The 23,145-nt window shown below is 68.4% G+C and carries 25 protein-coding genes and 3 pseudogenes; 13 read left to right on the forward strand and 15 right to left on the reverse strand.

Annotation, left to right across the window (positions count from 1 at the left end; genetic code table 11):
• Positions 1–69: 69 nt before the first annotated feature.
• Together ACK8N7_RS36810 and ACK8N7_RS36815 are read left to right on the forward strand one after the other, a co-directional pair.
• Positions 70–1,434, forward strand: a complete 1,365-nt coding sequence (locus tag ACK8N7_RS36810) for an aminotransferase-like domain-containing protein (RefSeq protein ID WP_500445469.1) — start codon at positions 70–72, stop codon at positions 1,432–1,434.
• Between the two features lie 168 nt (positions 1,435–1,602).
• Complete coding sequence (locus ACK8N7_RS36815) at positions 1,603–2,697, forward strand: IS630 family transposase (RefSeq protein WP_500445471.1); 1,095 nt, start codon at positions 1,603–1,605, stop codon at positions 2,695–2,697.
• Positions 2,698–2,783: 86 nt separating this feature from the next.
• Here the strand turns inward: ACK8N7_RS36815 and ACK8N7_RS36820 are convergent, their stop codons facing one another.
• From ACK8N7_RS36820 to ACK8N7_RS36830, 3 genes are all read right to left on the reverse strand, one after another.
• Complete coding sequence (locus ACK8N7_RS36820; protein ID WP_500440357.1) at positions 2,784–3,656, reverse strand: IS3 family transposase; 873 nt, start codon at positions 3,654–3,656, stop codon at positions 2,784–2,786.
• On the reverse strand, positions 3,653–3,964 hold the full coding sequence (locus tag ACK8N7_RS36825; RefSeq protein WP_032774357.1) for an IS3 family transposase: 312 nt from the start codon (positions 3,962–3,964) through the stop codon (positions 3,653–3,655). Before ACK8N7_RS36825 ends, ACK8N7_RS36820 begins: the two co-directional genes overlap by 4 nt.
• Positions 3,965–4,042: 78 nt before the next feature.
• Positions 4,043–5,106 (reverse strand): IS630 family transposase gene (locus ACK8N7_RS36830; RefSeq protein WP_500445473.1). Its coding sequence is split into 2 segments (ribosomal slippage): positions 4,043–4,642 and positions 4,645–5,106, totalling 1,062 coding nucleotides; the frame shifts between segments, so codons are not numbered across the junction.
• 468 nt (positions 5,107–5,574) lie between these two features.
• Between ACK8N7_RS36830 and ACK8N7_RS36835 the strand changes: the two genes are divergently transcribed.
• Positions 5,575–5,991, forward strand: a complete 417-nt coding sequence (locus ACK8N7_RS36835; RefSeq protein WP_500445475.1) for a hypothetical protein — start codon at positions 5,575–5,577, stop codon at positions 5,989–5,991.
• A 215-nt stretch (positions 5,992–6,206) separates the two neighbouring features.
• Here the strand turns inward: ACK8N7_RS36835 and ACK8N7_RS36840 are convergent.
• Positions 6,207–7,024 (reverse strand): IS5 family transposase gene (locus ACK8N7_RS36840; RefSeq protein WP_500445477.1). Its coding sequence is split into 2 segments (ribosomal slippage): positions 6,207–6,685 and positions 6,685–7,024, totalling 819 coding nucleotides; the frame shifts between segments, so codons are not numbered across the junction.
• A 716-nt stretch (positions 7,025–7,740) separates the two neighbouring features.
• On the opposite strand from ACK8N7_RS36840, the gene ACK8N7_RS36845 reads away from it, so the two are divergent.
• Both ACK8N7_RS36845 and ACK8N7_RS36850 read left to right on the forward strand, forming a co-directional pair.
• Positions 7,741–8,118 carry a nuclear transport factor 2 family protein gene (locus ACK8N7_RS36845; RefSeq protein ID WP_403218362.1) on the forward strand — a complete coding sequence of 126 codons (378 nt, stop codon included), beginning with the start codon at positions 7,741–7,743 and terminating at the stop codon, positions 8,116–8,118.
• Positions 8,119–8,628: 510 nt separating this feature from the next.
• Positions 8,629–9,150: an NUDIX hydrolase gene (locus ACK8N7_RS36850; RefSeq protein WP_500445479.1), complete on the forward strand. Its 522-nt coding sequence runs from the start codon at positions 8,629–8,631 to the stop codon at positions 9,148–9,150.
• Positions 9,151–9,386: 236 nt separating this feature from the next.
• Here the strand turns inward: ACK8N7_RS36850 and ACK8N7_RS36855 are convergent, their stop codons facing one another.
• Together ACK8N7_RS36855 and ACK8N7_RS36860 are read right to left on the reverse strand one after the other, a co-directional pair.
• Positions 9,387–9,752 (reverse strand): IclR family transcriptional regulator domain-containing protein, encoded by a 366-nt coding sequence (locus ACK8N7_RS36855; RefSeq protein ID WP_500445481.1) that lies wholly within the window; start codon positions 9,750–9,752, stop codon positions 9,387–9,389.
• A gap of 90 nt (positions 9,753–9,842) precedes the next feature.
• Positions 9,843–10,274: a DUF4158 domain-containing protein gene (locus ACK8N7_RS36860; protein WP_500445483.1), complete on the reverse strand. Its 432-nt coding sequence runs from the start codon at positions 10,272–10,274 to the stop codon at positions 9,843–9,845.
• Between the two features lie 31 nt (positions 10,275–10,305).
• Between ACK8N7_RS36860 and ACK8N7_RS36865 the strand changes: the two genes are divergently transcribed.
• Both ACK8N7_RS36865 and ACK8N7_RS36870 read left to right on the forward strand, forming a co-directional pair.
• On the forward strand, positions 10,306–10,704 hold the full coding sequence (locus ACK8N7_RS36865) for a transporter substrate-binding domain-containing protein (RefSeq protein ID WP_500445485.1): 399 nt from the start codon (positions 10,306–10,308) through the stop codon (positions 10,702–10,704).
• 111 nt (positions 10,705–10,815) lie between these two features.
• Positions 10,816–11,028: a hypothetical protein gene (locus ACK8N7_RS36870; protein ID WP_500445487.1), complete on the forward strand. Its 213-nt coding sequence runs from the start codon at positions 10,816–10,818 to the stop codon at positions 11,026–11,028.
• 100 nt (positions 11,029–11,128) lie between these two features.
• Here the strand turns inward: ACK8N7_RS36870 and melC2 are convergent, their stop codons facing one another.
• On the reverse strand, positions 11,129–11,956 hold the full coding sequence (melC2, locus tag ACK8N7_RS36875; RefSeq protein ID WP_500445489.1) for a tyrosinase MelC2: 828 nt from the start codon (positions 11,954–11,956) through the stop codon (positions 11,129–11,131).
• Positions 11,957–11,973: 17 nt separating this feature from the next.
• The gene (melC1, locus tag ACK8N7_RS36880) at positions 11,974–12,411 is read right to left on the reverse strand and encodes an apotyrosinase chaperone MelC1 (protein ID WP_500445491.1); all 438 of its coding nucleotides are present in this window, start codon (positions 12,409–12,411) and stop codon (positions 11,974–11,976) included.
• Between the two features lie 458 nt (positions 12,412–12,869).
• On the opposite strand from melC1, the pseudogene ACK8N7_RS36885 reads away from it, so the two are divergent.
• Together ACK8N7_RS36885 and ACK8N7_RS36890 are read left to right on the forward strand one after the other, a co-directional pair.
• Positions 12,870–13,082, forward strand: a pseudogene (locus tag ACK8N7_RS36885) (aldo/keto reductase); the annotation flags it as partial.
• 47 nt (positions 13,083–13,129) lie between these two features.
• Positions 13,130–13,258, forward strand: a complete 129-nt coding sequence (locus tag ACK8N7_RS36890; RefSeq protein ID WP_403218385.1) for a hypothetical protein — start codon at positions 13,130–13,132, stop codon at positions 13,256–13,258.
• A 71-nt stretch (positions 13,259–13,329) separates the two neighbouring features.
• Here ACK8N7_RS36890 and ACK8N7_RS36895 read toward each other — a convergent pair whose 3' ends face one another.
• Both ACK8N7_RS36895 and ACK8N7_RS36900 read right to left on the reverse strand, forming a co-directional pair.
• Positions 13,330–13,668, reverse strand: coding sequence for a VOC family protein (locus tag ACK8N7_RS36895; RefSeq protein ID WP_500445493.1), 339 nt, complete (start codon positions 13,666–13,668; stop codon positions 13,330–13,332).
• Positions 13,669–13,827: 159 nt separating this feature from the next.
• On the reverse strand, positions 13,828–14,016 hold the full coding sequence (locus tag ACK8N7_RS36900; protein WP_403218369.1) for a hypothetical protein: 189 nt from the start codon (positions 14,014–14,016) through the stop codon (positions 13,828–13,830).
• A 182-nt stretch (positions 14,017–14,198) separates the two neighbouring features.
• Here ACK8N7_RS36900 and ACK8N7_RS36905 point away from each other — a divergent pair.
• Positions 14,199–14,297, forward strand: a pseudogene (locus ACK8N7_RS36905) (CsbD family protein); the annotation flags it as partial.
• A 792-nt stretch (positions 14,298–15,089) separates the two neighbouring features.
• Here the strand turns inward: ACK8N7_RS36905 and ACK8N7_RS36910 are convergent.
• From ACK8N7_RS36910 to ACK8N7_RS36925, 4 genes are read right to left on the reverse strand one after another with little or no spacing between them, the layout of a single operon-like run.
• The gene (locus ACK8N7_RS36910; RefSeq protein WP_500445494.1) at positions 15,090–16,376 is read right to left on the reverse strand and encodes an MFS transporter; all 1,287 of its coding nucleotides are present in this window, start codon (positions 16,374–16,376) and stop codon (positions 15,090–15,092) included.
• Positions 16,366–18,141, reverse strand: a complete 1,776-nt coding sequence (locus tag ACK8N7_RS36915; protein WP_500445496.1) for a condensation domain-containing protein — start codon at positions 18,139–18,141, stop codon at positions 16,366–16,368. The genes ACK8N7_RS36910 and ACK8N7_RS36915 overlap by 11 nt, the downstream gene beginning before the upstream one ends.
• The gene (locus ACK8N7_RS36920; protein WP_403218372.1) at positions 18,138–19,448 is read right to left on the reverse strand and encodes a DUF6271 family protein; all 1,311 of its coding nucleotides are present in this window, start codon (positions 19,446–19,448) and stop codon (positions 18,138–18,140) included. The genes ACK8N7_RS36915 and ACK8N7_RS36920 overlap by 4 nt, the downstream gene beginning before the upstream one ends.
• Positions 19,430–20,566: a phytanoyl-CoA dioxygenase family protein gene (locus ACK8N7_RS36925; RefSeq protein ID WP_500445499.1), complete on the reverse strand. Its 1,137-nt coding sequence runs from the start codon at positions 20,564–20,566 to the stop codon at positions 19,430–19,432. The genes ACK8N7_RS36920 and ACK8N7_RS36925 overlap by 19 nt, the downstream gene beginning before the upstream one ends.
• 419 nt (positions 20,567–20,985) lie before the next feature.
• Here ACK8N7_RS36925 and ACK8N7_RS36930 point away from each other — a divergent pair, with 419 nt between their 5' ends.
• The 3 genes from ACK8N7_RS36930 to ACK8N7_RS36940 all read left to right on the forward strand — a co-directional run bounded on the left by ACK8N7_RS36930 (position 20,986) and on the right by ACK8N7_RS36940 (position 22,890).
• Complete coding sequence (locus ACK8N7_RS36930) at positions 20,986–21,843, forward strand: class-II aminoacyl-tRNA synthetase family protein (RefSeq protein ID WP_403218374.1); 858 nt, start codon at positions 20,986–20,988, stop codon at positions 21,841–21,843.
• Between the two features lie 47 nt (positions 21,844–21,890).
• Positions 21,891–22,142: an acyl carrier protein gene (locus tag ACK8N7_RS36935; protein ID WP_500445501.1), complete on the forward strand. Its 252-nt coding sequence runs from the start codon at positions 21,891–21,893 to the stop codon at positions 22,140–22,142.
• 73 nt (positions 22,143–22,215) lie between these two features.
• A complete protein-coding gene (locus tag ACK8N7_RS36940; RefSeq protein WP_500445503.1) occupies positions 22,216–22,890 on the forward strand; it encodes a 4'-phosphopantetheinyl transferase family protein in 675 nt (224 codons plus the stop codon).
• Here ACK8N7_RS36940 and ACK8N7_RS36945 read toward each other — a convergent pair.
• A pseudogene (locus ACK8N7_RS36945) lies at positions 22,874–23,065 on the reverse strand (ISAzo13 family transposase); the annotation flags it as partial. The gene ACK8N7_RS36940 and the pseudogene ACK8N7_RS36945 sit on opposite strands and share 17 nt — an antisense overlap.
• Positions 23,066–23,145 lie beyond the last annotated feature (80 nt).

The raw sequence follows: 23,145 nt of genomic DNA on the forward strand, positions 1-23,145 counted from the left end.
CGTCGTGTGTTCACGACCGTACGGAGCCCACAGTTCCGCTTACTGGTCCAATTATGGAAAACTGGACCAGTGCGAATAGGAGACAACCAGCTGGCCCAAGCCCTGGGCCCCTGGCGGAGCACCACGGCGCCGCTCAGCACAGCGCTGGCCGACGCGATACGGGCCGCGCTGCTCGACGGCCGGGTCCGTGCCGGGAGCGAGCTGCCCGCCGAGCGCCGTCTGGCCGCGGCTCTGGGCGTGAGCCGTGGCACGGTAACGGCCGCCCTGGACCGGCTGCGCGATGCCGGATGGGTCCGCACCCGGCACGGCAGCGCCAGCACCGTGCAGCTCCCCGCCGTCGCTGCGCAACGCATCGCCCCTCTCTCGGCCACGGGCGAGGCCGGAGACCTGATCGACCTGCGCCGCGCCGTTCCCGCCGCGCCCCAGGAGTTCTACCTGGAGGCGACGAAGCGAGCCGTCGAGCGGGCAGGACCCCTGCTGGCCGAGCACGGCGAGCCCGGACCGGGCATCACGGAGCTGCGCACCGCGATCGCTGCCCGGTACAGCCGTGAGGGCACCGCGACACGACCCGATCAGATCCTTGTCACCAATGGCGCCAGAGCCGCACTGGCCCTCCTCGCGGCGCATTTCCGGCCTCGCGTCGCGGTGGTGGAGATCCCTACATACTTCGATGCGCTTCGGGCCCTGCGGGCACCGGGAACGAAGCTGGTCGGCTGCCGGGTCACCACCGAAGGCTGGGACCTGGAACAACTGCAGGACGCCTTCGCCGCCGCGCGCGGGAACCTCGCGTACCTGGTGCCCGACTTCCACAATCCGACCGGAGCGCTGATGTCCCCGGAGGTTCGCCGGACCGTGAGCCGGCTTGCTGCCGAGCATGAGGTGACCCTTGTGGTGGACGAGACCATGCGCGATCTCGACCTCGGTGACCGGCCTGTTCCCGCTCCCCGCATGCGGGGAGCACTACTGATCGGTTCGACCAGCAAGTCCATCTGGGGCGGACTGCGCATCGGCTGGATCCGAGCCTCCGCCACACTCATCAGGAAACTTCAGGCCCATCCTCTGGCCGGACCACTGTCCCCGCCCCCCATGCAGCAGCTCGTCGCGGCCGAGCTGCTCGGCGACCTGGAACCGTTGCTGCATCGGCGCAGGCGTGAACTGCGGCGGCAGCGCGACCACCTCAGCAGCCTGCTCGTCACTGCCGGCGAGGACCGTTGGCACTTCACCCTCCCGCCCGGCGGGCTCGCCCTGTGGCTTCGGCTGACCACCGCCCTCGCCGACACGGTCGTCGAACGAGCCGGCCGGAACGGGGTCGCACTCGCGGCAGGTCCACGCTTCGCGGCCGACGCCACCCTCGTCCACCATCTGCGCGTGCCCTACACGCCGCCCCACCACGTACTCGATCAGATCGCCGCCGTTCTCGACGATGGCTGCTGAAGCGGAGCACGAAGCCCCGAGCCCACCTGCCTCAGGGGCGCACCCAGATCAGGTCTACCACTTGGCCGACAACGTCCCCGTCACTACGGTCGCCCACCGGCAGAGCGGTCACTAGTGTCTCGTGATTCCGTCAGCGTTACTTGATCTTGTGTGGCAGGGTTGTTTGGTGTGGAGCTCTCCGTGGAACAGGCCGCCGAGTTGCGGGAGTTGGTGAACAGCCGGGACGTGCCCGCCGACATGGCGACGCGGGGCCGGATCGTGCTGTGGTCGAGCGAAGGCCGTCGACGCAAGGACATCGCCGCGCTGCTTGGCGTATCGCTGCCGACAGTGGACCGCTGGAAGCGGCGTTATGCCGAAGTCGGACTGGCCGGGCTGGAAGGCGACCGGCCCGGCGGAGCCCGGGAACAGGTGCCGGCACGGGTACGGGCCCGCGTGATCGCGCTGACCCGCATGACGCCGCCGGATGGCACGGGGCTTTCGCACTGGTCCACACGCGAGTTGGCGAAATATCTGAAGCGGACCGAGGGCATCTCCGTGTCCTGGCACTACATCGCGCGAATCTGGCGCGAGGAGCATCTCAAGCCGCACCGGAACGGCACCTTCAAGATCTCGAAGGACCCCGCGTTCGCGGAGAGGGTCGCCGACGTGATCGGCCTCTACCTCGCCCCACCGGGTGGCGCCGTGGTCCTCTCGATCGACGAAAAGACGCAGATCCAGGCACTGGACCGGACCCAGCCGGTGCTGCCGGTCGCCTTCGAGGCGAGCGAGAAACGCACCGCCGACTACGTCCGGCACGGCACCACGAACCTGTTCGCCGCCCTGAACGTGACCACCGGCGAAGTGCTCGGCGAGTGCAGGCCGACCCGGAACGGCCAGGACTTCCTGGCCTTCTTGAAGAAGGCCGTCAGACCACACGCCGGGAAGGACATCCATGTCGTCCTGGACAACCTCTCGACGCACACCACTCCGGAGGTCAAGGAGTGGCTGGCCAAGAACCCGCACGTCCACTTCCATTTCACTCCCGTCGGCTCCTCGTGGCTGAACCAGATCGAGATCTGGTTCGGAATCCTGACCCGGCAGTCCATCCGCCGCGGCACCTTCTCCAGCGTCAACGTCCTGATCAAACAGATCCGCGACTACATCAACTCCTGGAACGAAAGTGCGAAACCGTTCACCTGGACCGCGACCGCCGGCGAGGTCCTGTCGAAGGTCAGACTCGTCGCGACCAACGTGAAGAAACTCGTCAATAACAACTCGAACTGACATGAACAGAATCACGAGACACTACTGAACTTGAATGTGTGATGTCTGAGCTTGTTCCGCTTTGACGGACACCATTGGTGTGGTGGTCAGGCTGTGAGTGCGGTCTCGTACTCGGCGGGGCTGAGGTAGCCGAGGCTGCTGTGCAGTCGGTGCAAGTTGTACCAGCCCTCGATGAAATCGAAGATCGCGGTTCGGGCGGCGGCCCGGCTGGGCCAGGCGGAGGTGCCGAGCAGTTCGCGTTTGATGGTCGAGAAGAACGACTCGGCGAGCGCGTTGTCCCAGCACTGGCCGGTGCGGCCGACCGAGAGTCTGACCCCGAACTGGGCTGCCAGGGAAGCGAATTGCTGGCTGGTGTATTGACAGCCGCGATCCGAATGGAAGATCACGGGGTGGGTGGGGCGACGCTGCCGGCAGGCGGCTGTCAGCGACTCGGCCACCGGTTCGGTACGCAGGTGATCTGCGGTTGCCCAGCCGACTACGCGCCGGGAGGCGATGTCGATGACCGTGGCCAGATAGAGCCAGCCCTCCTCCGTCGGGACGTACGTGATGTCGCCGCACCAGCGGGCATCGAGCCCGGCGCGGTCGGGCTGGAAGTCCCGGACGATGAGGTCGGGACGGAAGGCAGCCCTGGGATCGGGGATCGTGGTCACGTGCCGTCGTCTGCAGTGCCGGCCCTGCAGCCCGGCGGCCCGCATCAGTCGTGCGACACGACGACGGCCACACCCGGCACCCTCGCGCTTGAGCACGGCATGCACGCGCGGGGACCCGTAGGTTCCGCGGGACTTCGCATGGGCCTCGAGAATCTGCTCGGTCAGCTCGGCATCCCGCAACGCGCGGGGTCCGGGCAGGCCGGAGCGACGGGCATAGAAGGCGGTCCGGGAGACCTTCATCAGCTCACACGCCCGTTTGACGCTGTGACCTGCGCGCTTCTCCGCCTCGATGAACGGGTGCACCGTCACCGGGTCTCCTTCGCGAAGAAAGCTGTGGCCCGCTTGAGGACGTCGACATCCTCACGCAGCCGGCGGTTCTCCCGCCTCAACGCGGCCAGTTCCTCGCGCTCGCTGCTGGTCAGCCCGTTGCGCTCGCCCGCGTCGACCTCGGCCTGCTTCACCCAGTCCCGCACCGCCGTCTCGGTCAGTTCGAAGTCTCTGGCGACCTGCCCGACCGAGCGGTCACCTCGTCGGCACAGACCGACGATCTCGGCCTTGAACTCCGGCGTGAACGAACGACGAGGGCGGCGAGGCTTCTTCTTCCCCATGCTCTCCATGATGGACATCCTCCCGGGGCAGAACCCCAGATCTCGAATGTCCGTCAAAGCGGATCAAGCCCAGTCGGCCTGATCGTGTCAACTGGTCAGGGTCAGGCCGGTACCTATGAGGCAGCTGTCGATAAGGTGCGGTCGGTACTGAATTTTCCTGAGACTGCGCTTCACGGCGGCGGCGAGCTGGTCGAGGTTCGCGGCGGCGAGGTTGCCGATCGTCCGTTTCACCAGAGACCAGATGCCTTCCTGCGGGTTGAGGTCAGGTGCGTAGGACGGAAAGTGGAAGACGGTCAGCCAGTCCTCGTTCGCTGCGATGAACTCCTTCATCCGCGGCATGAGATGGGTACGCAGGTTGTCCCAGACCAGGACGATGGGGCCTTTGAGCTGGTTGTGCGCCCGCACGATGAGGTCGCGGTAGTCCTGCCAGGTGAAGCCCTTGGGTTCGCCCTTGCGGCCCCGGTGGACGCGGAAGCTGTAGATCAGCCGAGAGCGGTCTCCGGGGCGGAAGCAGACCATTCCCGCCATCGAAACCCGCCCCGAACCCCGTCCCCGGACGCGCACGACCGGAGTCCGGCCGACCCGGCCCCAGGACCTCGCGCGTGGCGGCCTCAGCGACTGGCTGGCCTCGTCCTCGCAGACGATCCAGGCTCCGCGGGCCGCCGCGGTGCTTTTACCTGCGGCCACACCTCCTTCTTCCACAACTCCACTGCCTCGTCGTCCCGTTCGATCGCTCTGCGGGCCGGCTGCTGCCAGGACCAGCCATGACGCTTCAGCAGCCGCCATGTCCCCTCAACCGTGTAGCTGACGTGGAACAACCGCCCGATCAACGTCTTCACCCGCGCCAGCGTCCACCGCTGATCCACCCAGCCATGAGCAAGCGGACCACGCTCCAACTCACTCTCCAGCCGAGCTATTTGGGCTGCGGAAAGCTTCGGGCGACCTGGTGAGCCCTTCGACCGGACACCCTCCACGCCAGACTCCCGCCACTGACGGCGCCAGCGCTCCACCGACCGTTCACCGAACCGCAGCGCGGCCGCGATCTCCTTGTTCTTCGCGCCGTCCTCGAATCGACCGGCTGCCTCCAGCCGGACCCGCTCTCTCGCGGCTCTCCTGGCGTCGGTCAAGCCGCCGCCCTGCGCGTATCTCACACCACACAGGTACCGACCGACTCAGCCACTGTCAGGCGAACAGCCCGACATCACCCAATCAAGTTCAGTAGCGCCAAGTATCGAATTTCTTTTGGTGATACTTCTTTATCTGGAATTCGCTGAATGGTCGTAAAGTTTGGTTTCATCTGAAGATTCTACTTTCAACGCCTGTCCGGGCCGCGCTGCCGCCGTAACCGAGTGGCATGCAGCGACCCATCGGAGATAGGGCCCCGGAAAGCTGACAGGACGTTCATGCTCGCTCTACACGAACGTCGGTTGTCGGAAGGTTGGTCCTTAACCATCATCCCCAGCCATTTGTGAAGATTTTGTGGCCAGTTTGCTTCTTTCTGTCAAAGCTGGGTCTTCGTAAGATCAACGAGTTGGTTCCGGGCCAATGGAGCCGGCTCGGGTGAATATCCCGCTCCGTAATCACGCGGCGGGAAAATCGATTGAGGAGATAGAATTCCTGTGCGCCTCAAAGCTTTGACGGTTGCTGCCGCCGCTGCGGGAGCCCTCGTGTTCTCCGCCTCTCCTGCCAGCGCTGCAGCCAACTGGCAAGAAGTGAACACGAACAGCAACTGGGATTGCCTCCCTTACAAGACACACACAATCTCCGCGAACATCAAGTTCAAGCCGTGTGTCGTCACCAACGCCAATAATGACACGCAAGTGGTTCTCGTCATCCAGCACACAGGGACCGCCGCCGCCATCGTTTCCGGTGAGGTCATATCCAGCTTCGGCAGCAACACGCTGTGCAACAGCACAACCTTCAACCCGGGATTCACCCGCGGCTGCTACGCACCGACGGTCAACGTACCCTCGTCGGGAGGCGGGACCGTGAACGTGCGACTGAGCGTCAACGGTACGAGCAACTGGTACGCCTAACTCATCGTTGTGCGGGTTGATTTCCGGCATTGTTGGACACAGGCCCGCACGTGAATTGCGCACTTCCTCCGCCGATGGATCCGTCGGCCGGGTTGCAAACAGCGCGCCGGCGCTCGGCTGTGAGAATTTCACAGCCGAGCGCTTTCTGTACCCCGGCGTGCGACTCCATACCTTTCACGAATACGGCTGGATGCAGTGATGGCTAAGAGGATGTCTCACGTGGCGAGCTTCGCGAGTCTCTTGTAGCAGGTGAGGGCTGCGGCGAGGCCGAGAAAGGCGAGGAAGTGGCTGCCTTTTCGTTCGTACCGGACGGTGAGGCGTCGGTATCCGAAGAGCCAGGAGATCGACCGCTCGATCTTCCAGCGGTGCCGGCCGAGCCGCTCGCCGGACTCGATACCGGGGCGGGCGATCCGTGCGATGAGGTTGCGGCCGCGGAGCCAGCGGAGGTGCTCGGCGGAGTAGTACGCCTTGTCCGCACGGACCTTCACCGGCTTCCTCCGACGTGGTCCGCGCCGGGACCGGACGCCGGAGATGCCGAGAATCAACGCCTTGAACGCCTGGCTGTCGTGCAGGTTGGCGCCGGACACCGCCACGGCCAGCGGCAGGCCATGAGCCTCGGACAGCACGTGGAGTTTGCTGCCCTTCTTGCCACGATCGACCGGATTCGGCCCGGTCAGCGAGCCCCCCTTTTTGCCCGGACCGACGCGGCATCGACGATCGCGGCCGACCAGTCCAGCTCACCCCGGGCGCCGAGTTCGTCCAGCACCGCCCGGTGCAGCCTGCGCCACAACCCGGCCTCGGTCCACACGGTGAACCGGCGGTGCGCGGTGGCCGGTGAGACACCGAACGACTCCGGTAGATACCGCCACGCACACCCACTCGTCAGCACGTACACCACGGCCGTGAACACCGCCCGCTCGTCCACCGGAGCCGTACCACCACCCTGCGGACGGGACGTGAACCTCGGCAACAACGGAGCGGTCAGCTCCCACAGTTCGTCCGGCACCAGCCGACGCGACAGATCAGCACCCACGATCCAACATCATGCCGCATCGGCGGAGCGGCCACGTGAGACATCCTCTATGTCCGGGGGGTGACGGTCCTTCCGCTGCGCTCCGGGACCGAGCCGGGCTGAACTCCCCGGGCGGCGGCGGTCCGGGCCACCATCACATGCGCACAGAGGACACCGGTCCGCAGCCTGCACACCGAGCCGGACCCTGCACCACGGCAGGTCACGGCGCCTGTACCTCCGCCACTCACCACGGAGTGGTGAGCGGGCCGGGCCACTGCCTGTGGCGGCCGGGTTTGTCCCCGCGTTCCGCCAGCTCCTCGCACCAGCCGCACCCTGCTCGTCCGTTCTGCCCGGCCCGGGGATTGCAGGGGGTTGCGACGGCTACGGTCGGCCTCTCCTGTTTCCCCAGGTCAGGCCCCGGTTCCGGCGTGGTGAGTGGTCAGACTTCCTCTTCTGCTGCCCTTGGCCCTGGTGGTGGGGGAGTGGATGGTTGGGGGCGTTGGCGGTCATCGGAGCCGGCGGGGCGCTGCGCTGGCTGTAGGGGCCGCGTCGGCCGGTGGCCGCCGCGCCCCGGAGGTGGGGCGGGCAGGGCGCTCAGCCGCTCTCAGGGCCCCTACGAGCCGTCCTGGACCCTTGGGAGCACCAGGCCTTTCCAGTGCTGCGACTGGGCTGGTTCACCGTGATCGGAAGGCGGCTTGTGGGACGAGCGCATGCGAAACGGCTGGTATTACTGGGGCATGCAGGAAGAGACCGCACGCTCCGCGATCGACTTGTTCATCTCCGCGTTCAACGCTTCGGACGACAGCTATGTGACTGGCCTGCTCTCCCAGGCCCTGACCTCAGACGTGGTCTTCTGGGGACCGTTGGGTCGCAGCGAAGGAATCGAGGCGGTCGAGCGGTTCGTGCTGGACATCCGGCGCCACCCAGCGGGGACCGGCACGATGGTGCGCTGCTCGGCGGTGGACATGCCTGACGAATGGGCCCGGTACCAGTGGGTGTTCACCACCCCTGATGGAGGCCCCCGCCTGGCGGGAACAGACGTCGTCCATCTGCGGCGGAGCCTCATCGACCAGATCATCGTCTTCGCGGGGGAGATCAGGCCGTCCGCCTCCTGAGCCGTCCCTCTCTCGCTGTCCTTCTCCTGAACTTGCCTTCGGCGTTCGGGAACCGCGGTTCGCGGTTGGTCAGGTGCGGTGTCGAGGGGCTTCGCTTGGCTGAAACGGGTGCATCGTTGGTCTTGCGGGATTCCCTGTTTCCCGCATCTATCGGGCCCTGCCTGCCTGTAAAGCGGGCGGGGCCCGAACGTCCCTCCCAGCCTCCCCACGGGAGGGGCACACCCCCCTTGAGGCGCCAGACGCTGCCTCTGCTCGCTGCCCTCCTGGTTTCCTGGCGGAGGGCAGAAGTGGTCCGTGCGGAAGCGCCGGCGCTGCGGCTTCACGGGGAACGAGGAAGACTCATCGGAACACCCCGCAGCCGACCCCGGGTCATGATCCGTAACATCGACGTCGCCCCGATGCGGCCGGGCGGCAAACTTGAAGGCGAGACGCGCTTGTACCTCGACACCGGTATGGGGGAGGGGCGCTGCCCCCTCAGCGCTGCACTTCTGGTTCGGGGAAGGTAGAGAAATGAAGCTAGAGCTAGTTGAGCACGTGGATGAACAGGATCGGGTCGTCGGCCATGTGAGCCGCAGTGAGGCGGTACAAGGCCGGCTGCTCTACCGCATGGCGATGGTTCTGGTCCGTGACAAGCAGGGCCGCGTTCTTGTTCACCAGCGTCCCGATAGCAGCACGCGTTTCCCCGGCCAGTACAGCTGGCTCGTCGCGGGCGCCGTCGCGGTCGGCGAATCCTACGAGGCAGCAGCGTCCAGGGAACTGGCCGAGGAACTCGGAGTGCGAGGTACGGTCCGTCCGCTGTTCAAGTTCCGCTGCGAAGGCGAAATGAGCCCCTACTGGTTCTTCGTGTTCGAGACCGTCGTGGACGGTGAGCACATAGTCGCCGAGCCGGCCGAGGTGGCCTGGCACGGCTGGCTGACGGACGAAGAGCTCGATAAGGCGATGCAGGAGTGGCCCTTCGTCTCTGACAGCCGCGACGCCTACAGCCGGTACCAGGCCCTGGGGACGTCGACGTCGCAGCCACGCACGACCTGAACCGTCAACTGGCGGCCGAACGGCGTGGGCTCTTCCTGCGGGATGAGGCCAGGACGACCGCCTGAGCGCAGGAGCAGGCCGGGCCGTGCGAGTGCCCGCGGGTGCGCCCGCATGTGCAGGACACTGGTGAAGGCGTCGTTCACGGAGGCGGCAGTGACCATGTCACAGGCCCGCCGGGTCACCCAGTAGCCCGGAGACAGACTCCACGCTGCGGGCGCGGCGCAGCCCTGGATTCCTTATCCGGCCAGAGGTGTCGGGAACATGTGACCTGCAGCCAGCACAGAGAGCCGCTCGGCAGCCGCGAGGGTCGCGCCGATCGGTACCGCCAGGTCCTCGGGCATGAGCGAGGACGGCTTCAGGACGCAGACAGCCCCGTAGACCGTGCCGCCCCACAGAACAGGCGCTGCCACCGCACCCCACCCCGCGATCTCTTCACTGTCGACCGCATAACCCGCCTCGCGGACGTGCATCAACGACCCGGTGAACGCGGCTGCGGAGCGGACCGCCCCCGGACCGCAACGCAGGGGGAGAGGCTGCTCGACCACTCCGCTGAGGAGGAACGGCGGAAGGTGCGCGGCGATGACGCGACCGGCGGCGCCCACGCGCAGGGACTATTCGATCTCCATGAGGTCGGCGAAGCCCCAGGCCGAGCAACTCCCAGTCGTAGCGGCCCGGGGAGCTGGCGGTGCAGATCAAAACTTCTTATCGCGTCGGCCGGTGGCCGCCGCGCCCCGGAGGACAGCGGGCAGGGCGCTCAGCGGCTCCTCAGGGCCCCGGCGGGCCGTCCTGGTCCCCCTTGGGCTACCAGGCCTTTCTGGGGCCTGTACGGGCGACCAGCCGGTTCGGCCGCCTGGGCCGGGTCGGCTGACAAAGGGGGTGACATAGGGGGTCACACAGGAGGTGAAGCCGTACGCGGCCAGTTCACCGGCGTCGACGCCAACCTGGCGGGCGACGTGCTCGACCGCATCGCGCGGCAGCTCCAGCCGTATCTTGGGGAACCGGCCGCGCCAGAGCAGGAACTTCATCTGCACCGCGAAGCCGAGCCGGGTGGCACCGCTCTTGTTGCGCAGCCAGCGGTGCAGCTCAGGGGGCGAACTGCCCCATGGAGTTCCGCGACTGAACACCTCCGCCGCAACCCGGCCTAAGCTCCGCCCCATGCGCATCGATACGTCATCCATCGCCGAGGACCTGGCGCCAGCTGGCGTCCTGCGGGCCTCGATCAATCTGGGCAACCCCGTGCTGGCCCACGGCACACCGGCCGCCCCCACCGGTGTCACGGTCGATGTCGCGCGTGAGATCGGGGCGCGGCTGGACGTGCCGGTGGAGTTCGTGTGCTTCGACGCGGCACGGAAGTCCTACGAGGCCCTGACGGCGGGCCGGGCCGACATCTGCTTCCTGGCCGTCGAACCCGCGCGGGAGGCCGAGGTCGCGTTCACGGCGCCGTACGTCGTGATCGAGGGCGTATTCGTCGTGCCGCGCGGCTCAGACCTCGTCACGGCCGCTGATGTCGACCGCGCCGGCGTGCGTATCGGCGTGAAACACGGGTCGGCGTAAGACCTCTTCCTCTCCCGCACTCTTCGGCACGCGAGAGTCGTGCGCGGAGAGGAAGGGGTCGACGCGTTTCGCTCTCAGGGCTGGGAGGTCGCGGCCGGCATCAGGCAGCCGATGAACGAGTTCGTTGCGGCGCATCACGAGGTACGCCTGATCGAGGACCGGTTCATGCAGATCCAGCAGGCGGTGGGCACGACCACGACCCGAAGGCCGGAGACTGTCTCCTTCCTCCGGGACGTCGTCGAGGAGCTGAGGGCCGGAGGATTCGTTGCCGACGCTCTTCGTCGCGCGAAGCAGTCCGACACGCTGGTGGCCCCGCCCAGGTAGGCGCATGCCCGATCGGCGACCGTCACCGAGGCCCGGTCGCTCCCCGGTACGGGAAGCGACCACTTGCCCATCGGCGCTCGCATCAGACTCTGAAGCCGTCCTACGCCGCTGTGTCGTAGGTGTAATGCGGCGTGTGGTCCAGCATGTCGGCCGGCGTCACGTCGTTCCACGGGCGCATCGTGTCGCGCAGGTCCACGACGTTGGGGGTGCCGGCGGCCGGGAGGTACGGGGAGTTCGGGTGGCGCTGCTGCCACTGCGACCAGAGTTTGTCGATGAAGGCGTGGTGCATCCAGAAGACCGGGTCGTTCGGGGAGGCACCGGTTCCCATCTGACCGCCGACCCAGACATGGACGCGGTTGTGCAGATTGACGCCGCGCCAGCCCTCGAGATGGTTGCGGAACCCGTCCGACGCGCTGTTCCACGGAGCGGCGTCGTACGTGGACATAGCGAGTACGGAGTCGACTTCGGCCCGCGTCGGCAGCTGGCGGCCGTTCGCGCCGAGGGTGCGCCGCAGGAAGGTGCGACCGTCGACGCGGACGGTGACGGGCCAGGCCCCCGAGGTGGCCGCGAACGGGCCGTCCATGACCTGGCTGTCCCGGCTGCGGCCCGTGCCGCCGAGGAAGTCGGCCGCCCAGAGCGAGGAGGCGGCGGTGCGGTCGACCGTCCAGTCCCAGTACGGGACGGCGACGGACGGGTCGACGGACTGCAGCGCCTGTTCGAACTGTATGAGGTATCTGCGGTGCCAGGGCAGGAAGGACGGCGAACGGTGGCCGACACGGTCACCGTCGTCCGTGTCGCTCATGATGAACGCGTTGTGCGTGGTGACGAACGCGTCGTACTGCCCATTGCGCTTGAGCGCGAGGAGTGCGTTGACGAAGCGCCGCTTTTCGTCGGCGGTGAGCTCGGCCTGGTTCTTGCGTACGGTCATTGCGGTGGTGCTCCGGATCAGGAGGAGAGGGACGCGAGCGGGACGAGGTCGGCGCCCTGGAGGTCTATGACGGCGGCTCGGGCCAGGGCCCGCAGGGTGGATCGCGGTTCGTAGTGGTTGACGACGCTGATCCAGGTGCCGTCGGCGTTGCGCATCACGTGCAGCTCGTCGCCGTCGATACGGACGGTGAAACCGCCCTCGTGATGACCGCCGTCATGGCCGCCGTGACCGCCGCCGTCGGCGGGCCCGCCCTGTATGCGGCGGCCCCGGTAGACCTCGTCGAAGGAACCCGGTGCGGCCTGGTGGACAGCGTGTTGGGATCCGGCGGCCTCGGTCCGGCCGGTGCCGCCCGATGCGGCGGCCTGCGCGGTGCCGAACGCGGCGCCGGTCACGGCGAGGCCGGCCGTGGCGCCGACGGCGGCGCTCAGGGCTTGGCGGCGGGTGAGTCTGGACATGCGTGATCCCCCTGTGGTGTGTGGGTGCTGGGACGGCGGCCCGTTGGTCGGTCGTACCGCCGTGGCCATGCCTACAGGTCGCGGAGCGATCGGCAGTAGTCGCTGCGGAAGGGTTGGCTCCGATACGGACATGGCGCCACGCGTAGTGCAGAGTTGAACGACGTTGATCTTGCGCTATTTGGCCCCGCGAACCCCGAAGCATGCAAATCCTGCGTCGATTATGGCGATCAGGTGAAGAATCTCCCGTGGGGGTGAGTGGGCCGTGCCGGGCCTCACAGCGGAAAACTGTCCGGAACATATGCCAGGCGGGCTCGCCTTCACGCTGCACTTGCCGCGAATGCGCGCGATGTACTGGCGAGCCCGCCGGCAAGGTGCTCGTACGGCACGATGTCCCTGACGGGGAACCAGCCCCTGACGGGCAACCAGCTACGTCCTGAGCGCGGGAGCGAAGACAGCGGATGGCATGGACCACGTTTCGTATCGGCGGGGATCTGGAAGTACGGCGGCCGGGGTTAGGGGCCATGCGGCTGCCGACCGAGCCGGGTCCCGACCGCGTGGCCTCGCTCGCGGTCGCGCGGCTGGCCGTCGAGCTCGGCGTCACGCTGATCGACACCGCCCACATGTACGGCTGGGGAGCGAACGAGGAGCTCCTGGCCGAGGCGCTCCACCCCTGCCTGCCGTCCTGCGGCAGGCAGGGCACGAGCTCAGCCCGGCCCGGGTGCTGGGCCTGTACCTGGACTCCACCGCCGCACTCGGCGCTCGCTGGACGGCCGGCTCGCTGAAGAACGCCCTGCGCACCTACGCGGCGGCCACCGGACTGGAGAGCCTGCACGGCCTGGGCCGCTGAACTCCGAAGCAACGCCCGGCGTCCCGCCGACCAAATGACAGTCAGCTGGGCACCGGGCGTCTCCGTGCGATCTACGGGCCCTCGATACCGACGATCGTGCCGAACGGATCGCTCAGCTGAGCAATACGCCGGACGCCGGGCTCAATCGTCAGCGGACCGCGGTGGTGCTCGCAGCCGGCCGCCAGCATCCGCTCCCGGACGTGATCGACGTCGTCCACCCCCCAGTACACGACCGGACTTCCGCCCCGCGGGTTGCGCTCGTCGTCCACCGGATGGAAGCCGACCTCGACCCCACCGATCTCCACCCAGGCGTAGACGGCCCCGGTGTCACTGACATCCACCTTCACAGGGACGTCCAGGAGCTCACCCCACCACCGCGCCGACGCCTCCGGGTCCACAGCGAAGGTCATTACGGTACGAACGGCGCTGAACACGGCCCACCTCCACGATTCGACGTGCGAACCTTCGCCGACGAGTATCCCGCGACCCGCATGATCACGGCAGCAGGTCCGCCGCGTGCTCCCAACGGTTCTCCACGGCCCGCTCCCGCGCCGCGCTGCGCCAGCAGGTCAGCCGACGGCGTGCAGCGAACCGCGCCTCCTGGCGTTCGCGGCCTTCTTCGCGGCGGCTGCGGCGGCGCGCTTCTTGCGTTGCTCGGCCAGCTGGTCGTGGTACGCGGCGACGGCCCGGTGGTAGTCCGACACGTAGGTCTTGCTGTCGAGCCGGTCGGCCTTGGGCATCGCTCTGACGGCGTCCAACGCGTCCTCGAGTCGTAGCCCGCGAGCATCGGGTTGATCTGGTAGACGCGGTTGCGGATCTTCTGAGCCCGAGGAGCTCCCCGAGGGTTCCCTGGTGCATCGCGATCCGGCCGCCGGCCTCGCTGGCCCCCCGCATCTTCAGCAACGCCCGGTAGGCGGCAGATTCAGGTCGGCGAGAAGACCTCGGCAGCGAGCGGCTCACGGCCGAAGGCCGGACCGATCAGGCCAAGGGCGACGCCCGTCAGGCCAAGGAGAAGGTCAAGGATGCCCTCACCGACTGACACCCTCCAGTCAGCTGCACCGGGCCCCGCGGAGCTCTGCCCCAGCGGGGCCCTGCTGTGTCCGTATCTGATGCCGAGACAGAATCCTCTCTCGCCCAGGGCACAGAAAGGAATTCAGTATGTCAGAGCCACACGTCGGATGGACGACCGAGCAGCGAGCTGCCGTGAAGCGGTACGTTCAGTTCGCTGCGGTATTCGCGGTCCTGGGAATTGCCTTCTCCATTTTTCTACTTGCTTCCGGGAATAGCGCAGGGTGGGCGCTTCTTGGGATTCTCGGGTGCATTTCTGTAGTGGGCTACTTTTTCATTCAGAGGGGGAAGAATGGGCGAGCCTGACAACAGAGTTCGATTGGTCACGACGGGGATCATGGTGCGGGCGCGGGCGCGGGCGCGGGGGTGACGGTGGCGTTCAGACACGCTGTGACACATCAGCTGGCAGAGGAGTTGCGGCGGCGCAGCCTCCAGAGCCGCTGGTATGTGCGGCCGCCGCGCCGGGGGAGGGCTGCGGGGGTCCTCGCCGTGCACGGTGGGGACGGTGGCTTCCGGGGCGGGTTGGAGTTCCGTACGGGCGGTGGTGTTGTCCTGACGGTGTGCCGCTGCTTGCGCGACGCGTCCAGGTCAACCCGCAGGATCTGGTCGATCGTCGCCTTGAACGGATCCAGGCGCGAGACCCGGTCCGGAAGCTTCGCCGCCGGGGCGCTTACCGGCTACTGGGTGCGCGCCACCAGCGTCACCGCCGCCTCCGCTCCCGCCCTTCTTCCTCCGCCCCGAACGCGCTCGAGCACCGGAGGGCTCACACGGCGGGCTGTTCGCCCCTGGACTTCAGCGTGATCCCCTCCGGCGCCCGCCGCAGCGCGCGGATCGCCGGGATGGCGAGCATCGCGGCCAGCAGCACGAACGACATGACCGACGAGAAGATCAGCACCTCGTTCGCGCCGAACGCGTCCGCTGCCGGGCCCGCCAGCGCGCGGCCCAGTGGGATGACCATGATGGAGCCCGCGACGTCGTACGCGGAGACGCGGCTCAGGACCGTCAGCGGGATGTGAGACTGGACGCTCGTCGCCCACATCACGCCCCAGAACGCGAAGCCGTAGCCTGCGACGACGTGGGCCACGGCCGTCGCTGCGAACGACCATTCCAGGGCCGGGGCGAGGGGGTTGAGCGCGAAGCAGAGCATCGCCAGGGCGCCGGCCACCAGGGGGCGGCGCGGGCGGACCCGCATGCCGATCAGGCCGCCGATGATCGTGCCGGCGCCGTCCGCGGAGGCGATCCAGCCGTAGCCGCTCGCTCCGTGTTGCTCGATCATGAGCGCTGCGCCCAGCGGCAGCGCGGGGCCGAACACGAACAGGCCGTAGATTGACCAGACCGCGATGACGCCCCACAGCCACTGGCGGGACCGGAACTCCTGCCAACCGGTCGCCAGCCTGCGCCACATCGGGTCGTCGCCCTCGTCGCGTTCCGTGTGCAGCTTCCGCAGCGGCAGCAGCACCAGGGCGCTTAGCGCGTACGCCGCCGCGATGACCAGGTACGAGCCCGATACCTGCCAGTAGGCGACCAGGATGCCCGCCAGGCCGGGGCCCAGCAGGGTGCTCAGGGCCTCGGAGATCCGCAGCAGCGCGTTGGCTTTCTGGATGTCCTCGGCGACCCGGGGGACCATGCTCGCCATACCGGGCTGGAACATCGCTGTCGCGGCACCGCTGAGTGCCATCAGCCCCATGATCTGCCACAGCGGGACGCTGTCCGAGAAGAAGAGCAGCGCGCCGAGCGTGATCATGGCCAGCATCCGCACGAGGTCGGCGCAGATCATCATCAGCTGGGGGGTGAACCGGTCGGCCAGCACTCCGCCGAACAGCACCAGCAGGACGATCGGGGTCATCCACGCGGCCAGCGCGTAACCGACGCCGCTCGCCCCGTGGCCCGCGCCCAGCACGGCTGTGGTGAGGGACACCATCAGCATGCCGTCGGCCAGCAGCGAGGCGCTGCGGGCCGTGAAGAAGAGCCGGAACCGGTTCGACCGCCAGGGGCTGGGCAGCGGCTCCTCGTGCTGCTTCTGCGGGAGGTTCGTGTTGTCAATGCTCATGTCGTACCTGCCGGCTTCTGCCGGTCCCTTCCTCGATGATTTGCAGCCGACGCCAGGCGTCGCTCCGGTCCCGCTCGGCAGGCGGGCTTTTGACGAGCACGTAGCGGGCCGGGGCGATGACCCCCGTACCGCCATGGGCGGGGAGCTCGGCCATCAGCGCCTTGTGGACCCCGGTCGGGGTCGGAGCCGTGTCACTGCCGCGCGCGATGTACGCGACCAGGCCGGAGCCCTCCGCGTCCGTTGCGATGTGCACCGGCAGGCCCCCCACCGCCGCTCCCAGCGCGTCCCGCACGGCGGACGGCGAGACCCAACAGCCGTTCACCCGCGTCCAGTCGGGACCTCGCACGGCCTGCCCGACGCCCGTCACCCCGGTGAGCGAGTCCAGCGGTACGTCCCGGGTGGCGGCGGCCTCCAGCAGCCGCACCAGGCCGGTCAGGAAGCCCTCCGCCTCGCCCGGGGTGAACAGCGCGGGATCGGCCCACAGGGAGATGTGGAGCTGGGGTGCCGTTTCGTAGGTGAAAGCCAGCATGCGTGTTGGCAGCGCTTGGAACGGGCCCCAGGTCAGGCTGGGTTCGGCCGCTCGGTTCTCCTGCGGTGAGGTCGACAGGAGGGTGGCAGGAAGCACGCTGACGTCGTTGAACACCACGTCCCGCGCGAAGTGGCTGCCCCGTTCCCCGGTGACCCGGTCGATCATCTCCCACAGTCTTACGGAGTCGAACTGGCTGTGCCGGTACGCGTTGAGCGCGGCGCCCCAGGTCTTGCGGACCAGGGTGTCGAAGGACGGGACCCGGACGTCCAGGCAAAGCAGCGCGTCCTGGGACAGGGTGTTCACGGAGCGGGCGATTGTGGGGTGGAACCGGTTGGAGGTCGGGACGGCGGTGACGCAGGAGTCCTGGCCCGACCGGTGGGCCACCAACGCGCACCAAGCCGCCAGCAGCACTGTGGCCTCGGGGTTCCCGATGCGCCCCGCCGCCGCGGCGAGCGCCCGCGCGCCGCGCCCGGACCGGAGCGTGAGCTGCCGGGCCCGGCCGTCCGCGCCCGCGGCCCGCGGCTCCGCGAACATCTCCTGCGGCTCGGTGCGGATGATCCGCTCCCAGTACCCCAGCGACGCCTCCGACTTCCGCTTCCCAGTGGGGGAGGCTTCCTGGGCGGCCAGGTCGAGCGGGGCGAAGGAGGCAGGGGAGGGGAGCTCCTCCCCTGCCAGCAGAGCGAGGAACTCCTCCCGCAGCACGGCCAGCGCGCTGCCGTCCGTCACCGCGTGACTGGACGCCAGGGCGGCGTGCACGGGTACGCCCTCGAGGGTGAGCAGCGAGATCCGCAGGGGGAATTCCCGGTCCAGCGCGAAGCGGCCGGCGCGGGCCGCCCGCGCCACCGACTCGGCGTACCAGGCGGGCTCCTCGGGGAACTCGCTGTGGTCGACGATGCTCACCGTGAACGTGCCCTGGGCAGCCACCACCTGTTCCACGGGCGCGGTTCCCGGGGCGTGCGGGAACGTGGTGCGCAGCCCTTCGTGGCGTAGGGCCAGGGTGCGCAGGGCGTCGATCGCGGCGTCCACTGCGGTGCCCGCGGGGATCGCCCACACATCGTGGTTGTTGATGTGCTCGGGGTCGTCCCGCAGAATGCAGCGGATCATATTGGCCTGGCCCATGGTGAGGGGGCCGCGGCGCTCGTCTCCGCCCGCGTAGGTGACGGAGACGGTACGCGGGGCGTGTGGGGTAGGCGGGGGGTTCAGATGCATGGTGTCCTTGCCGACAGAGGTGTTCATCGGTTCACGGCCAGGCCCGCTTCGGCGCTCGCACGGGCCAGCGCCTCCCAGTGGTCCATCAGGAGAGCGAAGTCGGCCATGTCGTCCCGGGCCTCGTCCAGGAGTCGGGAGCGGCTCTCCGTGAGTGTGTCCGCGACCGTGGTGTAGCGTCCGCCGAGCCGACGGTAGGCGCGTTCGACGGTGTCGAGGCGACGGACGACCTCCGCACGGTCGAGGCCGACGCTGTCGCGGACGAAACCGGCGACCACGGACGCCTGGACGTGGCCCTCGGCGTCGAGCAGCGCGTCGGCGGCTGCCGCTGTCCTTGCGTGCACGGCGTTGAGGTACGTCATCGCCAGCAGGAACTTCGCGAACCGCAGCTGGTACGCGAGGAAACCGGCATCCGTACGCCGCTCCTCCGTATGGAAGTTGACGATGTGCCGGTTGTGCTGGAGGCCGGGCAGTTGTGCGTTGTGGGCGAGGTGGAGCAGGAAGTAGTCGCTGCCGATGGTGTTCGTGGCGGGCGGCAGTGGGACTCTGCGGTAGACCTCGTGGTCGAGTCCGATGTTGCACATGTCCACGCGCATCGGGCTGATGGGGGCGAGCGTGGTCCGGTCGCCGTCGAACGAGGTCTTCCCGGCGCCCCGGAAGGACGCGCTGATCAGATGTTCCCGCCAGATCTCCGGCATTCCCTCCGGTATCGACAGGCCGACCAGTTCGCGGTACGTGTCCGGGTCGAGCTCGCTGATCTCGGCGACGTCCACCGACATCTCGCCCACGAAGGAGCCGCCCGTCAACGCCACCCGGCGGCCCTCGGACCCCGGCGGCAGCTTGCTCCGGTTCGCCGATTCCCTTACCTCGTCTGCCTGTTGGCCCAGGTAGGTGAGCTCCTGGTGGAGGGGGAAGACCGGTTTGCCGCCGAATTGCTGGTAGCGGCTGTCGGAGTCCCGGCGGTGGACGGACGTGCAGCCGAGGGCCTGGGCGATGAGGAAAGCCCGGTTTGTGCACGCCCCGTAGGAGACGCGGCTCGGCAGCATGAGGTCCAGCAGCCGGTCGGGCCGGGCCGCCCCGGACCGGCCGATCACCTCGCGCAGGAAGGCGCGCTGCGTGTCCTCGTCGAAATGGTGGACGGTCACACCGGGGGAGGGGGGCAGCGCGGCCACCGCCTCCCGGTGCTCGGCGAGGACCGGCGCGGGGGAGGAGTCCAGCACCAGCAGATGCACCTCGACGCCGAACTTCTTTGCCCCGTAAGCGGCTTCCTCGCCGACCGCCGCGATGGTGCCGACGCAGGCCCGATGGGTGGGCAGAGTCAGACAGACGCGGCGCACGAAAGCTCCCCGCTCTGCGCGGCGGGTGCCGTGGCCCCGGCGTCCCCAGTGCCCTTTGCGGCGGGTGCGGTGTCCTCGACCGGGTCCTGCCACGAGGCGAGCCCCAGCAGCCGGCTGCCCAGCGGGTTCAGTCCGGCCGTGGGGTAGCGCTTGGACTCGGGGAGCACCGGGTCGCCGACCAGGGTGCGGTTCCAGCGCGGGGTGCGCAGATGACGCCAGGACTCCACCCGGGACTTGCGCAGCCGCTCGTGCTCCTCCAGCGCGGGCATCATCGACAGGTACTGCACCGCCCGCACTCCGCTCTGGGAAAGGTTGCGCGCCACGCCGTGGGCCAGCAGACCGTTCCAGATGAGCAGGTCGCCGGGGCGCAGATCCGGTCGTACGACGGGGAGCTCGTCCCGGTCGATGATGGGGCGCAGGGGATCCCGGTCCCCGGGCTGGCCGACTTTCCAGGTGTGGAACTGGCGGAAAAGCTCCGGGCAGCACTGGAAACCGCCCGTGTCCGGCCGGGTGTCGTTGAGTGCGATGATGCCCTGCACCCGCTGCGGCGGGACGGCGCGCGTGGTGTCGATGTCCCAGTGGAGCTCGATGTCGAAGCCCCGGTCCGTCGGCTCGATCAGGGCGCGGTCACGGTTGCCCCGGTTGGGCGGGTTGAGGTTGAGCCGGTCCAGGGTGACCCACAGCTCCTCGCAGTCCCAGACGTCGACGAATGCGTCGTAGACCCGTTGCGACTGCCTGTTGTCCCAGAGGAGTTGGTGGTGGTACGCCTCCACGAAACCGTAGATGTGCAGTTGCTGGTCCAGCTCGGAGCGCAGCGGTCGGTCCTCGTACCAGCTATCAGGCCGTTCGGGGTCGAGCCCCTGGAAGTCCCAGGTGAAGTCGAGCAGCCGGCGCGCCACCGGGGCCGGGACCGCTTCCCGGACGATGACGTAGCCGTAGGTCTGCCAGTGGGCGAAGTCCTCCTCGGACAGCACCCGCAGCGGGCGCGACTTGTCGAGCTCCCGCAGGGCGGTCTGCGCGAGATAGGCCTCGCCGTCCGCGCTGAAGTACGGGAGGTCCGACGCCGCGCGGTGCAGGCGGGACCGACGGCGAGGGGTGGGTGTCGTCATGAGGTTCATGGCAGGTCCTTCTCCTCGGCCGGCCGTGCGGCGACCCCGGGGGGAGCGGGGTCGCCGCTGACGGCAGGACGGATGGCAGTGCCGTGGTGGGAAGAGCCGTGACCACGTCGGTCAGCAGGATTGGTCCAGACCGCCTGGGCTGTCAAGTGCGCTATGCATATGGGGATATGGCATACCTGTCTGTGCCAGGAGGCCACGGAACCGATACCTGCCGTTCGGTTTCTTTGGTCTAGACAACACCCGAGCAACGGGCCTACTGTCCAAGGGCGCGGTCGGAATTCGTGACGGGCTGTCAACCCGTTTTCCTGCCTGCGTTCCGGCCGCTGATGGCCCTGTTCAGGACCGCCGCCACGGCGATGTGGTCCGTACACCCGGTGGGTGTCCCGATTGCCGGCCCACACCGAGAAAGACGCGGTTTCATGAAGACATCCAGCATCACGGCCCTGCCGGGTATCGAGCTGAAGAGTCCCGGTGCCGGGCTGATCACGCTGGACCCGGTCCGCACTGCCCTGCTGCGGGGCCTGGACGAGCTGCTGACCAGCCTGGCCGCGCGGCTCGCCGCCCCCGAGGTCGTGGGGCCGCCCCTGCTGTCCGTCGAAGGACTCGCGCGGCTCGACTTCTTCCGCAACTTTCCTCATCTCGGCGTATCCGCCGGGCGGTTCGGCTCCGATGCGCTCGACGGCCTGGCCTCCGGTGGCTCACCCCAGAAGCTCCCGCTGCAGCCGACCGGCCATGTGCTGCCGTCCGCGACCTGTTACGGGCTGCTGCTCTCCCTGGAGGGCGAGGACGTAGGCGAAGACGGGCTCAGGCTCTCGGCGGTCGGCCGCTGCTTCCGCAACGAGACCCACTACGACGGTCTGCGCCGCCTGTGGGGGTTCCACATGCGGGAGGTGATCTACCTCGGCACCAAGGACGGGGCGAGCGAACACCAGGAACGTGGCGGGGAGTTCGTCCAAGAGGTGGCCGGGCGGCTCGGGCTCACCCTGACCCGGGCGGCGGCCGACGACCCGTTCTACGACAACGGGGGATCGCGGGCCCGTCTGATGGCGCTGGACCCGGTGAAGTTCGAGTACAGCTCCCCCGACGGCACGGCCATCGCCTCCGTCAACCGGCACCGCAACTTCTTCGGCGAGAGGCTCGGCATCCGGGCGGGCTCTCACGGGCCCGCCTACAGCTCCTGCGTCGCTTTCGGCATGGAGCGCTGGGTGCACGCGATGATCCTGGCCCACGGCACCGCCGAGCAGGCCCTGGAGCGGCTCCGCGCCGCCGGTTCCTGACCTCGACACCTGGCAGTCACCAGAAAAGTTAGAGGAGCGTTTTCCCCATGCAACGTGTCGCAGCGTGGCTGAATGAGAAGAATCCCGGCCTCGACGGCCCGATCGGCGTCGAGGAGGACCTCATCGAGGCCCGCCTCATCGACTCGATGGACTTCCTGGAGTTCATCGATCTCCTGGAGGAGATCTCGGGTGACAGCATCGATCTGCAGGAAGTCACCATCGACGACTTCCGCACCCTCGCCCTCGTCAGGGAGCGCTTCCTCGGCTCCGCCGTCCTCGCGGACGCGCCGGCCAGCTGAGCACGGGCCGGTGACCCGCCACCCGTCGCCGTATCTTCCGCAGCCTGGTCTCCCGCCGTCGTACGAGAAGTGCGTGGCCGCCTCCGTGCTGGTCGCCACCACCGCCGAGGTGCTGGCGCACCCGGAGCTGGACGAGGGCATGCTCGCCCCATGGGAGCAGCGGCGGCTCGCGCACATCCGGGTGCCGGGCCGGCGCGACGACGTGGTTGCGGCCCGGCTGCTGCTGCGGCTGTGCGCCGCCCTGGTCATCGGCCGGCCGCCGCGGGAGGTGTATCCGGCCCAGCTCTGCCCCGGATGCGGGCGGGACGGGCACGGCCGCCCGTATCTGCCCGGCCACCCCGGGCTGGGCGTCAGCTTCAGTCACGCCGACGGCCTTGCCGCCGCGGCGGTCGGGCCGGGCCCGGTCGGCATCGACGTGGAGCCCCTCGAACGTCGGCCGGGACCCCTGACCGTACTGCGCCGGCTGCTGCCTGAGGCCGAGGTGGACGCCGCCGGCGCTGAGCCGGAACCCGGCCCGGCGCTGCTGCGGTTGTGGGTGCGGCGGGAGGCGCTGTTCAAGGCCGGGCGGGACGACGCCCGGCTGACCGGGTGGACGGATCACCGCCGGGCAGCCGTGGTGGCCCTCGCGGGCGGGGGCCCCTCGGTGACCGGCCCGGTGGACGGGGCCCCCCGGTCGCAGCCCCCTTGGGCGGGCCCGTCGCGGGCCTCGATTCCCAAGGGCTCGCAGAGAATCAACATGCTGGTTTGATCTTCGTGGGGTTGCTGTTGGTGAGGAACTCGGTGACGTCAGCGGATGTCCGGAACCTGTCTGTCGAAGGTGAAATGGTGCAACCGTGTTCGGCCAGAAGAGGCTGGACTTCGTGAAGGGCGCTGGTATCGACTCCCAAGAGCTGGGCGAGGAGTTCTCGGGTGAACAGGCGCCGAGCAGTGGCACTCGCTGACCTGGGCACATCTCTCCTGGCACCTACATCCCCTTACTCCATCCGTATGTGAGGGACGTTGT

It is taken from the genome of Streptomyces griseobrunneus (genome assembly GCF_046713465.1).
Lineage (GTDB): Bacteria > Actinomycetota > Actinomycetes > Streptomycetales > Streptomycetaceae > Streptomyces > Streptomyces microflavus.